This window comes from Thermopirellula anaerolimosa, assembly GCF_054657335.1.
Map to the genome: position 1 here is coordinate 1,830,097 of NZ_BAAHYX010000006.1, position 12,714 is coordinate 1,842,810.

General features: G+C 61.4%; 11 protein-coding genes and 1 tRNA gene. 8 read left to right on the plus strand and 4 right to left on the minus strand.

Going from position 1 to position 12,714, the window contains the following annotated elements; translation table 11 throughout:
- Positions 1-114 precede the first annotated feature (114 nt).
- Positions 115-188 (minus strand) — tRNA-His (locus ACYQ6J_RS12680).
- Between the two features lie 331 nt (positions 189-519).
- Between ACYQ6J_RS12680 and ACYQ6J_RS12685 the strand changes: the two genes are divergently transcribed.
- The 7 genes from ACYQ6J_RS12685 (at position 520) to rlmN (ending at position 8,069) form a co-directional block, all read left to right on the plus strand.
- Positions 520-1,515 (plus strand): DNA-methyltransferase, encoded by a 996-nt coding sequence (locus ACYQ6J_RS12685; protein ID WP_460184548.1) that lies wholly within the window; start codon positions 520-522, stop codon positions 1,513-1,515.
- Positions 1,502-2,230 (plus strand): PaeR7I family type II restriction endonuclease, encoded by a 729-nt coding sequence (locus tag ACYQ6J_RS12690; protein ID WP_460184549.1) that lies wholly within the window; start codon positions 1,502-1,504, stop codon positions 2,228-2,230. The genes ACYQ6J_RS12685 and ACYQ6J_RS12690 overlap by 14 nt, the downstream gene beginning before the upstream one ends.
- 433 nt (positions 2,231-2,663) lie before the next feature.
- Positions 2,664-3,980 carry an ISKra4 family transposase gene (locus tag ACYQ6J_RS12695; protein WP_460184550.1) on the plus strand — a complete coding sequence of 439 codons (1,317 nt, stop codon included), beginning with the start codon at positions 2,664-2,666 and terminating at the stop codon, positions 3,978-3,980.
- Between the two features lie 164 nt (positions 3,981-4,144).
- A complete protein-coding gene (locus ACYQ6J_RS12700; protein WP_460184551.1) occupies positions 4,145-5,269 on the plus strand; it encodes a DUF1559 domain-containing protein in 1,125 nt (374 codons plus the stop codon).
- 146 nt (positions 5,270-5,415) lie between these two features.
- Entirely contained in the window at positions 5,416-5,907 is a 492-nt protein-coding gene (locus tag ACYQ6J_RS12705) for a hypothetical protein (protein WP_460184552.1), read from the plus strand.
- A gap of 528 nt (positions 5,908-6,435) precedes the next feature.
- A complete protein-coding gene (locus ACYQ6J_RS12710) occupies positions 6,436-6,810 on the plus strand; it encodes a TraR/DksA family transcriptional regulator (RefSeq protein WP_460184553.1) in 375 nt (124 codons plus the stop codon).
- Positions 6,811-7,004: 194 nt separating this feature from the next.
- Entirely contained in the window at positions 7,005-8,069 is a 1,065-nt protein-coding gene (rlmN, locus tag ACYQ6J_RS12715; RefSeq protein WP_460184554.1) for a dual-specificity RNA methyltransferase RlmN, read from the plus strand.
- Positions 8,070-8,278: 209 nt separating this feature from the next.
- Here the strand turns inward: rlmN and ACYQ6J_RS12720 are convergent, their stop codons facing one another.
- The 3 genes from ACYQ6J_RS12720 to ACYQ6J_RS12730 all read right to left on the minus strand — a co-directional run bounded on the left by ACYQ6J_RS12720 (position 8,279) and on the right by ACYQ6J_RS12730 (position 10,960).
- Positions 8,279-8,782 carry a hypothetical protein gene (locus tag ACYQ6J_RS12720; protein WP_460184555.1) on the minus strand — a complete coding sequence of 168 codons (504 nt, stop codon included), beginning with the start codon at positions 8,780-8,782 and terminating at the stop codon, positions 8,279-8,281.
- Between the two features lie 327 nt (positions 8,783-9,109).
- Positions 9,110-10,402 carry a tRNA (N(6)-L-threonylcarbamoyladenosine(37)-C(2))-methylthiotransferase MtaB gene (gene mtaB / locus ACYQ6J_RS12725; protein ID WP_460184556.1) on the minus strand — a complete coding sequence of 431 codons (1,293 nt, stop codon included), beginning with the start codon at positions 10,400-10,402 and terminating at the stop codon, positions 9,110-9,112.
- Positions 10,403-10,603: 201 nt separating this feature from the next.
- On the minus strand, positions 10,604-10,960 hold the full coding sequence (locus ACYQ6J_RS12730; RefSeq protein ID WP_460184557.1) for an ATP-dependent Clp protease adaptor ClpS: 357 nt from the start codon (positions 10,958-10,960) through the stop codon (positions 10,604-10,606).
- A gap of 291 nt (positions 10,961-11,251) precedes the next feature.
- On the opposite strand from ACYQ6J_RS12730, the gene ACYQ6J_RS12735 reads away from it, so the two are divergent.
- Entirely contained in the window at positions 11,252-12,646 is a 1,395-nt protein-coding gene (locus ACYQ6J_RS12735; protein ID WP_460184558.1) for a dipeptidase, read from the plus strand.
- Positions 12,647-12,714: the final 68 nt, after the last annotated feature.

Consider the following 12,714-nt stretch of genomic DNA (forward strand, 5'->3'; position numbering starts at 1 on the left):
TCCGGCAACGCTCAAGAACACCCCGTCTGGAGCCTTGCCACGCCGGCGGATGAGACAGGCAAGTTCCGCCCCCCGATCGAAAAGGCGGCAGATATGGGGCGAAAGTTCACCGAGGGTGGCTGAGGGGACTCGAACCCCCAACACCCAGATCCACAGTCTGGTGCTCTAACCGATTGAGCTACAGCCACCGTGAGTTTCGAGACGCACGGCCCGGCTCGCCCCTCGCCGCCGCCGGACAAGGCCGCCCGTGGGGACTTGCTCGCCGTCGTCCGGCGCCGCGCTAGCCGATCCAGCCTTCAGTCTAATGGTGCCTGCGCCTCGGGTCAATGACGCCCGACGCCGCAAGAGAGTTGACAATGAAGCAACCGACGGGCCAAAATCGCCTAACGAGGATCCACCACCGGCGGGTCAAGCCCCCGCTCGGCAATTACCGGTAACAGGCGGAAGCTTCCGATAACCAAGTTCAGAGTTTGGGGAAAGCCCGCGTATCGTACCGGACATGATTGCAAAGCGCCTCCCATGCTGAAGACTATGGTACATGACCCCGACAACTATCTCCCATCGTCGGTTGCTCGACTGGAAAACCCGCAAACGGACATTCCTCGCGTTGCCAAGAACAAGAGACTCATGGCCGAAATCGAGGCCGCCGTGCAACAGATACCAACGGAACACCGTTTGGTACATGGCGATGCGCGCAAGCTGTCCTTTATCGAGGATGAATCCGTTCATTTAGTAGTCACCTCCCCGCCCTATTGGACACTGAAGAAGTACCGAGATCACGAGAACCAACTCGGAGACGTGGAAGATTATGAAACTTTTCTTCGAGAACTCGACAAAGTCTGGGAACACTGCTATCGCGTCTTAGTACCAGGTGGGCGTTTAATCTGCGTGGTCGGCGATGTCTGTCTGTCTCGTCGGAAGAACGATGGAAGACATACGGTCGTTCCACTCCATGCATCCATACAAGAACATTGCCGCAAGATCGGCTATGACAATCTCGCGCCAATTATTTGGCACAAAATAGCAAATGCGGTTTTTGAAGCATCCGGCAACGGAGCCGGGTTCTTGGGCAAACCCTATGAACCAAACGCGGTAATCAAGAACGATATCGAGTTCATACTTATGCAACGCAAGCCGGGCGGTTACCGCAAACCAACTATCCCAACTCGTGTGCTCTCCGTTATTTCAGAGGACAATCACAAGCAATGGTTTCAATCAATCTGGTCCGGAGTGACTGGTGCATCCACCCGAAATCACCCGGCCCCTTATCCCGAAGAACTCGCGGTACGGCTTGTTCGTATGTTTTCTTTCGTGGGAGATACCGTGTTGGATCCGTTCATGGGGACCGGCACTACGACCGTAGCAGCCGCAAAATGGGGTCGCAATTCAATTGGAGTTGAAATTGACCCACACTATTTCGCGATGGCAGAGAAACGAATTCGGCACGCAACGGTGTCGCTGTTCGCCCGCGCCGAAATAAAAACCGAAAAACAAGGCACAAATGATGGATTATAGAAAGCGAGTTTCGAAAGCTGTCCGATACTTCTGGGAGGTAAGAACGCGACAGCACGAAAAACAGGGGGCCGCCACCGGCAAAAAAGACGCAGGTAATCGAAGGGCAGTTACAGGAGGGAAGCACCTTGACGGTTTCATCAACCTATTGAGGGAGTTGCTCGCTGAGGCCGGACTGCCGGACACCGCGATACACACTACGACAACAACCTTGCCCGGTTACTTTCGTCCAACCAAGAATTGGGACTTGGTTGTGGTTGTGGAGGGCGCCCTTTTGGCGTCAATTGAGTTCAAGGCTCATATCGGTCCGTCTTTTGGCAACAACTTCAATAATCGCGTTGAAGAAGCCTTGGGTAATTCCACTGACCTTCTTACCGCGTATCGCGTAGGAAAGTTCAGGCCGTCGCAACGGCCGTGGCTCGGCTGGTTGATGTTGCTGGAGGATGCCCCGCAGTCCACGACGCCGGTTCGCGCAAATGAGCCGCATTTCGAGGTTTTCGACGAATTCAAGAGGACATCGTACGCGAAGCGTTACGAGCTTTTCTGCGAGCGTCTGATGAGGGAGCGATTGTACGATGGGACCTGCCTTATCTTGTCTGATAAGATTGGAGGTCTGAAAGGCACTTTCCGTGAACCAAATCCGGAATTCAGTTTCGCCACGTTTGCGACTTCATTAACCGCGTATGCGACGGCTTATGCCAAATTGCGCAAGGGGTGAGACGCCGAAAAAGGCGCCCAAGCGGACGCGACCGAGGCGGCGTGCCGGTTAGCTTGCTCGTTCTGCGACTTCGCCACTTTCCCCCACTCCCGCACGAACGCCACGCGCTCCACTCAATCGTCTGTCCTGTCCTTGGGTCATCGCTCGCAGCGCGGCTCCTTCCGGGGAGATTGGCCGGCGGCGCGGCTCGGGCAGGCTCGCACGTTCTTGGGATGTTCGTTGGAATGTTCTTCGGACTCGGGCGGCGCGCTGAGGCACGGAACGCTCTGCGAGGTTGTCATCCGTCTGCTGGGGCGCTGAGGCCGAGTCTGGGTAGCACCGCCGCTTATGGGTGCGGCTGAAATGCTGTTGCGCGATTGGGGGGAATAAGTAAAACAGGGTGTTAGAGGTTTGCGTTGTTGGAAGTTCCCCTAACACCCTGAAAGGAATCGTGATGAGGAGTGTACTCAGCGCAGAGCAGCGTCGTCAACTGCACGAGAAGTTTGACAGCGTATTGGACGCGATGCCGGTCAAGGTGGACGACTTCGAGAAAGCGGAGCAGGTCTTGAGCGAGGGCCTCCACGGCCTGGGCAATCAAGCCTTGCAGGCGTGGGCGGATTCGGCGAACACGTCGGATGCGTTGCCGAAGTGTCCGTGTTGTGGGGAGTCCATGCGGCATCGCGGCTGCCCGCCTTGCACGGTGGCGACGACTTTCGGCGACGTGAAATGCCGGCGTCCCCGGCGGCGTTGTGATCGTTGTGAAGAGGAATGGTATCCGCACGATGCGCGGTTGCGGTTTGCCGGCCACGGCGTCAGTTGGCCGTTGGCGAAAGTGGTGGCCCGGCTCATGGCATGGATACCGGCGGAACAAGTGCAGACGGTCTTGCGTGCGGACCACCGCGTGGAACTGAGCAAGCAAACGATCCAGCAGATCGCGCACACGGCGGGTGAGATGCTCTTGGCCCAGGAGGACGCTCAACGCCAGACGTTCTTTGGGTTGTCGCCCGCGGAGCAAGCCCAGAGGATGCCGCAGTCCACGTGCCATGCTCCCGTGGTGGCGGTGTATGCGGATGGGGCCATGATTCACGCGGAAGGCGAGTGGCGAGAGATTTGTGTCGGTCGGGTGCGGGCCCTGGACGGGGAAAAGAACACCCTGGCGCAGAAGACGTTCGCCCGGTTTTTGTCGTTGGAGGAGTTTGGCCGGCAGTTGTTTCTGGAGGCCTATCGCACCGGCTACGGCCAAGCGTCGCAACGTGTGTTCTTGGGCGACGGCGCGCACTGGCTGTGGGAATTGGCGGCCTTCCACTTTCCCGAGGCTGTGCCCGTCTTGGACTGGTATCATTTGAGCGAGAACGTCCACCAAGCGGCCCATGACGTATTCGGTGTGGGGACGGAGGAAGCGAAGGTTTGGGCGAAGGAGCGGCTCTTAGAATTGTGGGAAGGCGGTCACCGGCAGGCGCGCGTGGCGATCGCCGCCTTGCAGAAACAGTTGCGTGCGCCGAGCAAGCGGGAGGCGTTGCGGAAGCTGGGAGTGTATCTGAAGAACAATGCGGAGCGGATGGATTATCCCCGCTACCGTGCGGCGGGGTTGCCGATTGGCAGCGGCCCGGTCGAGTCGGCCTGCAAGTGCCTGGTGGGGGCACGCTGTAAACAGGCCGGGATGCGCAACTGGCGTCGTCGTCGGGCGGAGGCCATCCTCCGCCTCCGCGCCGCCCTTTACGACGGCCGCTTCGACGCCCTGTGGTCCGCCCATCTCCAACAAGCCGCCTAAACTTGCCACGATCTATCAGCCGCACCCTGATGTATTAAAAGCTTGCACTCGGCGCCACGAAATAGTATCGTACATGTTGGTCCTGAGGCTTGGCCGGTCTTCAAGGCGGTCCATGCCCAGTTCGACGTCCTTTTGTTCTTGTTTTTCGATGAAGGAGGTCTGTCGTGAAACACTCTCGATTTCGCAGGTCGGCTCCACACGGGTTCACGCTCGTTGAGCTATTGGTGGTCATCGCCATCATCGGCATTTTGATCGCTTTGCTTTTGCCCGCCGTTCAGGCTGCCCGCGAGGCGGCACGACGCTCGCAATGCACCAACAACCTCAAGCAGATCGGTTTGGCCCTGCACAATTTCCACGATGTCTATGATCGTTTGCCCGGCAGTTCGCACGATCCCATATTCCAAGGCCTCACCAACCCGCGCGGGTCGGGACAGTGGTATCGCTGGTCGTACCTGGCGTGCCTATTGCCGTTCGTCGAACAGAAGCCGTTGTTCGATCAAATGGCGTCGAACAATTCCTTTGCTCAGTGGCCCGACGGCACCACGGCCCCGAGCGCGAAGACTATGATCAGCGCTTTCATTTGTCCGTCCGACATGGGAAGCGTCAAATCGTTATTCACTTCTTCGGGCAACGCCGCCCCCGGCAACTACCATTGCAACCGCGGCGATCAATGGCTGAATTGGGATTGGTACGAAAGCCGCGGGGTTTTCGCCCGCGTCGACAAGAGACCGACGAACTTCGCCATGGTGTCGGACGGGACGAGCAACACGATGGCGGTTGCGGAGGTGATGGTGGGAGTGCCGGGCAGTCGCAAGGTCGGGGAGGCGGCGGCCCTGAACGTCGGCGCCTACAATAGCGCCCCGCCGTCTTTGTGCCTGCAATTGGTCGGCCCCAATAAGAGGTTCTTGGACAGCGTTACGGTGGAGACGCGGGGGTGGTTGCACTTGGGATCTCGCTGGATGTGTTCCTCCATCTATACGACTTGGCTGCCCATGCTGCCTCCCAACGGCCCCACGTGTGCCAACGGCCACACGGAAGACTGGCTCATGACGACGGCCACCAGTCGGCATCCGGGCGGCGTGAACGTTCTCTTTCTGGATGGAGCGGTGAAGTTCATCAGTGAGACGATCGACGCAGGAGATCCGACGCGCACGGCGACCTCGCCGCCGCCGGGTTTCCCGCCGTTGACGGATACCGGTCGCCCGCAAGATTACTCCGGGCCTTCGCTGTACGGGGTGTGGGGCGCCCTCGGCAGCATCTCGGGCGGCGAGACCGTGCAAACGCCGTGACGCCCGAACGATTCGCCGACTTCCGTTCGCTGCAACGCGGCGGAGGAACCGGCCTCGGGCCCCGCATTCAAGCACCGGCAGGCCTGGGCGTAGGGCTTGCCGGTCGGTTTTTCAACCCAAGATCTAAACACGGGAGGAAGTTCCGCATGAAGAACATCTTCGGTTTCTCGGTCTGCACATTTGCCGCAGTCGGCCTGGCCGTGTTGACACTGCCGGGCTGCGGCAAGGGAAAAACGTCCGTCCCCAAGACTTACCCGACGTCGATCAAGATTACGTACCGCGGGCAACCGTTGGAGGGGGCGAGTGTGACGCTGATTCCGCAGGATCAGTCGGGCCGCGGCGCCTCCGGTGTTACGAACGCCGAGGGTGTCGCCAAGTTGGCGATCCCAGGATTGGCCGAGGGTGCCGTGCCGGGCAAGTACTGGATCACGGTTTCCAAGGTAGAAGGAGGCGGGGCCGCTACCGCGACTACTGCGGAAGAGTTCTATAAACAGCAGGAGGCCGGGGCCAATGCCGCCCCCTCGGGGCCGAAACAGGTTTTGCCCGTCAAGTATCTTTCGGCTCAGTCCAGCGGCTTGGAGTGCACGGTTGCCGAGCAAGAGGGCGAGCAGGTATTTGAGTTTAACCTTACCGATTGAGTTTTCGCGATTGCTAAGCACGCAATCGTTCCCGGCAGCGAAAGAGCCGTTCCTCCGCGAACGGCTCTTTTTTATGACGGCCCGGCGGCTTGACGGTTCATCGCCATATGGCGGAGAAGTTTGACGGGCGAATGCCAGAGCAGCATTGACGCGGGCGCTGGTGCGATCGGGCAAAGCACGGATGCGAGTGCGGGCCGAAACGGCGCGGCGGGATCGTTCGGCGAGTCCGCGGTGCTTACCGCGAAGCATCGCTCGCAGCGCGGCTCCTTCCGGGGAGATTGGCCGGCGGCGCGGCTCGGGCAGGCTCGCACGTTCTTGGGATGTTCGTTGGAATGTTCTTCGGACTCGGGCGGCGCGCTGAGGCACGGAACGCTCTGCGAGGTTGTCGTCCGTCTGCTGGGGCGCTGAGGCCGAGTCTGGGTGGCGCCGCGATTATGGGCCGTTTGACACCGCCGGAAGGCTCGCCTAGAATCGAAAGTTCGGGTGTGCTTCGACACAATTCCTTGCGCGGACTGCGAGGCGTGGCATATGAAGAAAGAGGAACTCGAGGGCTTTCGGAAGGATCTCCTGGCGCTGCGAGAGCGACTGGTGGGCAACATGCGCTACCTGTCGGAAGCCGCTCGATCTCAATCCGAGGAGAACGGCTCGACGCGGGGCGGCGCCCCCATTCATCCCGCCGAATCCGGCAGCGACAGCTACGAACAAGAGTTCACGATGTCGTTGATGGAGAACGAGAATCGTTCCCTGGAAATGGTGGAACATGCCCTAAAACGGATCGACGAGGGGACCTACGGCACCTGCGAAGCGTGCGGAGACCGAATCCCCAAGGCGAGACTCAAGGCGATTCCGTTCACGTCCCTGTGCGTGAAATGCGCCGAGGCGGACGAGAAGGGCGAGGGCTGAGGGGCGTTCAAGATGCCGCATCAGGGCGGAAAACGATGCCGGCGATAGCGGGGACGCTGGATCAGTCGGCAAAGGGCTTCACCAAGGGCAAGGACTGGATTCACGGGGCAAGCATGCGATAATGAAGTGGGTGGACACGAGGGCCGAAGCCGTTCCTCTCGTCTTATCTATTTGTTGCCGCTCTTCGTCTTGCCATGAAGCACTTTCTCGATCTCCGCGTCTCGGAATTCAAGGAATGGTTGACACGGCATGGGCAACCCTGTTTTCGCGCCGGTCAAGTCGGCCATTGGGTGTGTAACGCACCCGGCGTGCCGTTCGAACAAATGAGCGACATCCCCAAGGTGCTGCGCAATCTGCTGGCCAGGGATTTCTACATTTGGTCCATGGAGACGGTCGCCCATCGAACCTCGCCCGACGGAACGGAAAAGCTGCTGCTGAAGACCGCCGACGGCGAGCACATCGAATGCGTGCTGCTGCGAGATGACAAAGGGAATCGCACGGCCTGCATTAGCACCCAGGTGGGCTGCGCGATGGGGTGCGTCTTTTGCGCCAGCGGCTTGGACGGTTTGGTCCGCAACTTGACGGCGGGCGAGATCTTCGAGGAATTGTTGCAACTGCGGCGACTGCTGGGGCCCGACGAAAGGTTGAGCCACATCGTCGTGATGGGGATGGGTGAGCCGTTGGCGAATTTGGAGCGCCTGCTCCAAGCCCTGAACTGGGCCACGCGGCGGGACGGTCTCAGGATCAGTGCTCGGCGGGTCACCATCTCTACGGTCGGCGTCCCCGGCGGCATTCGACGATTGGCCGATCGCGGTGCTCCCTATCATCTGGCGGTGTCGCTGCACGCTCCCAACGATGAACTCCGCAGTCGCATTGTGCCCACCAACGAAAAAGTCGGACTGCGGGCGATCCTGGAAGCCGCCGACTATTACTTCGAAAAGACGGGACGTCGCGTGACGTACGAGTACGTGCTCTTGGCCGACGTCAACGATCGCCCCAGCCATGCCGCGGCGTTGGCCGAATTGCTGCGAGGCCGCAACGCCCTGGTGAATCTGATTCCCTTCAATCCCATTCAAGGGTTGCCGTATCGCACGCCGCACCGCGGCGACGTGCGAGAGTTTGCCTCGATTCTCGACTCGGCCGGCGTGCAAGTGACGATCCGCCACCGCAAGGGCGACGCCATCGATGCGGCTTGCGGTCAGCTTCGACGGATTCGAACCGAAGCCGTGAACCACGCCATCGTCCAAGAGACCGCGTGAATTCTCGAGCCGGAAAGTTTCGGTCGAGATCGCTTGCACACTGCGAGGACCCGCGTTCGCAACCAAGGCGCGCGAAAAATCGGCGAGCCGATGGCCCACGCCTCGGCCCGCCGTGCTGCATGTTCGAATTACGGAAGGCTCCTAAGACGGCGCCGCCTCACGGGAGATTATCGCGGTAAGTCTCCGCGCCAACCCTCAAACCATGTGGTTCATTGTTGAGGGGCGGGAGCGGGTTGCTCGGCCGGCTTTTCGGCGGGAGCAGGTTGCTCAGCGGGCTGCTCGGCCGGGGCGGGTTGCTCGGCCGGTTGCTCCATCGCAGGTTGCTCGGCGGGCTGTTCCGCGGCAGGGGCCGGTTGTTCTGCCGCCGGCGCAGGTTCCGCCGCCGGCGCAGGTTCCGCCGCCGGCGCGGGTTGCTCCATCGCGGGCTGTTCCGCCGGAGCAGGCTGCTCGGCCGGGGCTGCCGGCGGCGTGCTCGGGAACTCGATCTGCGGCACCGAACCCGGGGCCGTTGCATCCGCCGGTTGCTCTTGGGCCGGCTGCTCGGCCGGTTGCTCCACCGCGGGTTGCTCGGCCGGTTGTTCCGCGGCAGGGGCCGGTTGCTCCTGCGCTGCCGATCCCGCCTCAGGGGCCTTCGGTTCTTCGGCCTTCTTCGGACACCCCACCGCCAAAGTCAACATTCCCAAAACCGCCATCAACGCCAATAGTCGCTTCATGATGCGTTCCCCCTCTCCAAACCGGTTCCAAAAAGAATCTCACATCCGCCGATCGGACGGGACGCGGGTTCGCATCCCCGATCAAGCGCCAATGACTGCCGCGTAAGCGGCTCAAGCCTATTCGAACGCGCGGGGATTGGGTTGTCAAGTCTCGCAGACCACCGTGAAGGGGCATTATTCGAGGCCGATCCGACGCGGCGTCATAGACGCTTCGGTCGCTCCGCGGACGTTGCGCGGCACTTATTCATGAAGGCAAGCCGCCTGGTCGGCGGGCGTTCGGTTGCTCAATACCGGTCGGTCGCTCGGGTCGCGTTGATCCGCCGATCGTCACGCGCAGCGGTTGGCGACCAAGACGCTCCCGTGCAAGAATTCGCCGTCCCAGCCCGTCAAGCGAACGGAGACCAATTCGCCGGGCTTGCCGGCCCCGGCGGGCAAAGCCGTCGGCACGTATCGGTCGGACATGCCCAGGACGCGGTTGGGGCATACCGGCGAGGTCAGGTCGGTTTCGTCCTCCAGCAAGACTTGCACCTCCGTATCCAGAAGTCGGCTGATGTAGCGACGGCGCGATTGCTGGGCCGTTTCGTCCAACCGGCGACCCCGCTCGCGTTTGATTTCCTCGGGTACCTGATCGGGCATGTCGGCGGCGGGCGTCCCCTCACGTCGACTGAACCGAAACACGTGCACTTTGACGAAGCCGATCCGCTCCACCGCGCGGCAGGTGGCCTCGAAATCTTCGTCGGTCTCACCGGGAAAACCGACCATGGCGTCGGTCGAGAGGGCGGGAAACGGGAGCGACTCCTGCACTCGGGCGCAACGATCGAAGAAGTACCCCATCGAGGCTCGCCGCCGCATCCGCCGCAACACGGCGGGCGAACCGCTTTGCAGGGGTATGTGCAAGTGGGGACATACCCGGTCGGGGTGGGCCGCCATCACCGCAAGCAACCGATCCGAGACTTCGTTGACCTCCAAGCTGGAAAGACGGATGCGGAAGCCTTCTCGCACGTTGATCAGGCGTTCCACCAAGCCCGCCAGGTCGATCCGCTCGTCGCGCGGCTTATCGTGACCGAAAAGCCCCAGGTGCACGCCCGTCAAGACCACCTCGCGGTAGCCCGAGTCGGCCAGCCTGCGCACCTCATCCTCGATCTCCGAGACGGGACGACTCCAGACCTCGGGGCGGACTTGAGGGATGATGCAGTAACTGCACGGCAGGAAACATCCGTCCTGAACCTTGACGTAAGCGCGGTGCCGCCGCGCAAACTCGGAGATGCCGGTGGGAACTTGCACCAGTCCGCGCTTGGCCAGCACGTCGGCCATGCGACGTTTGTCGGTGACGACCTCACTGACGCCGGGTAGCCCGCGGACCTGGTCTGCCGCCTTGGTCGCGTAGCAGCCCATCACGATGATTTCCCCGGCAGGATTCTCGCGGGCCAAACGGCGAAGGATCTTGCGACACTCGGCGTCGGCTTGATGCGTCACCGTACAAGTATTGAAGATGTAGAGGTCGGCGGGGTCGTTCTCTGCTGCGTCCCGGTAACCCAGTTGCAGAAATCCCTGGCGGAGATACTCCGTTTCATATTGATTGACTTTGCAGCCCAGCGTGATGGTTTTGAGCGTCGGCATAATGAACGATCGGATGAGCGAAAATCGAATCGAATGAACGAAAACAGAACAAAGGGACCGCCCACCGGATCTCGGCTGTCCGCGTATTTGGCGGTCGGGTCGGATTGCGCGGATGCGGTCCCGATGAAGGGTCGCCGGATTCCCCGCGGCGGCGTGCCTCCCTTATGCGTCTTGCCCGCGGAAAATCGGCGCCGATTCCCGTCACTCGGCCGGTTCGACGGTGGCGGTCATGGAGCCTGCGCATCCCCGAACCAGGGGATCGCGACCAAAGGCGTGGATCTGATCCCGCTTCAATTCCGCATGTTCCCGGGTCGTGGTCAACACGATGCATCGTCCCCGGGTATCCACCTCCTTGGCCATTTGAAAGGCCGTTTCCTTGGTGTGCCCGAACAGCGCCGTGAGCATGCGGATGACATACTGGTACGTGTGATCGTCGTCGTTCCACAAAACCACATGGTACCGCGGCACCTTTCGCGGCTTGGTGCGATCCGCCTCCTTGGGGTCCGGTCGTGACTCCACGGCGACCGGGGCTTCTTCGGCGTCGGCTGCCCGATTCACGTCGGCCTCCTCGGCTATTGGCGCGGTTCACTCCGTACCAACGCATCCGTAACCGCGGGGGATCGGCCACCGCGCGGGCGATTCCCCGTGTCCCGATAGTCCAAACTCCACATTCTCATTATAGTGATGTTTTTGCGGCTTCGAGGAGTTCCTCGGGGTGGGGCCTCTCGGCGGGAGTTGCCCGACAATCGCCCGCAGACGGCATTTTCGGCGAAAATCTCGCCGCCTGAAAGCCTTGTGGTCTTCGTTCCGGTGGACACTTTTCCCCCACGGCAGGGAATGGCGGAATCCATGAGCGACATTGATCAAGTCTTGCGATATCTGGAAGCACATCGGGCCGAATGGGACGACTTGCTTTGTGAATACCTACGGATTCCCAGCGTCAGCGCCGATCCCGAACATGCGGAGGATGTCCGCGAGGCCGCGCGGTGGACCGCGCGACTCTTCGAGGTCATGGGGTTCTCCGTGGAGCTGGTGGACGGCGAGAATCGTCCCATCGTCTACGCTCAGTCGCCGCGGGTGGAGGGCGCCCCGACGGTGTTGGTGTACGGGCATTACGACGTGCAGCCTGCCGAGGATCCTTCGCTGTGGGATACGCCGCCTTTTGAGCCGAATATCCGCAACGGGGCCTTCTTCGCCCGCGGGGCTTGCGACAACAAGGGGCAAATCCTGCCGCACATTTTGGCGGTTCGGGCGTGGAAGGAGGCGGTCGGGCGATTGCCGCTCAACTTCAAATTCGTGGTGGAAGGCGAGGAGGAAGTCGGCAGCCACCTTTTAGAGCGATTCATCGATCAGGCATCGGATCGTTTGGCGTGCGATTGCGTGGTCATTAGCGACACCGGGATGCCCGGTCCGGATCAGCCCGCCGTCACCTACGGCCTTCGGGGCATCGCGTATTTCGAGATCCGACTGACCGGTCCGAATCGCGATTTGCACTCCGGCTCGTTCGGCGGAGCGGTAACCAACCCATGCAATGCATTGGCCGCGATGCTGGCCGGTTTGACGGATGACAACGGCCGAATCCGGATTCCCGGTTTCTACGACGACGTCGTGCCGTTGAGCGAAGACGAGCGGGCGAGGATTCGCGCCGTGCCCTTCGACGAAAAGGCCTATTTTCGGATGCTGGGCGTGGAAACGGCGGTGGGAGAGAAGGGCTACTCGGTGCTGGAGCGTCGCTGGGCGCGGCCGACCTACGACGTTTGCGGCGTCTGGGGCGGCTATCAGGGTGCCGGCGCCAAGACCGTCATCCCCAGCCAGGCGGGGGCGAAGCTCAGCTTTCGGTTGGTCCCGCACCAAGACCCCGCCAAAGTGGCCAAGGGTTTGGAGATCCGCTTGCGGCAACTCTGTCCGCCCGGCATTCGACTGGAAATCATCGACTTGCATGCGTCGCCCGCCGTGTTGACGCCTCTTGACAGTCCCTACATCAAGGCGGCCCAGCGGGCGCTGGCGGCGACGTTTCCCAATCCGCCCGTCGCCATCCGCGAGGGAGGATCGATCCCGATCGTGGCGCGTTTCCAACAAAGACTGGGCGTCGACGTCCTTCTGATCGGTTTCGCCCAGGAAGACGACAACGCCCACGCTCCCAACGAAAAGTATTCCGTGCAGACCTACCACCGCGCGATGGCGGCCTCGGCGCGACTGTGGGAGGAGTTGCGACGGGAAAGCGACGGCGCTCGGACCGCCTGAGTCGCGGACGCCGCAACCGGCGTTCGTTAAGCGCCGCAACCGAAAGAACGAAAGGCCCGGCCGAGCGA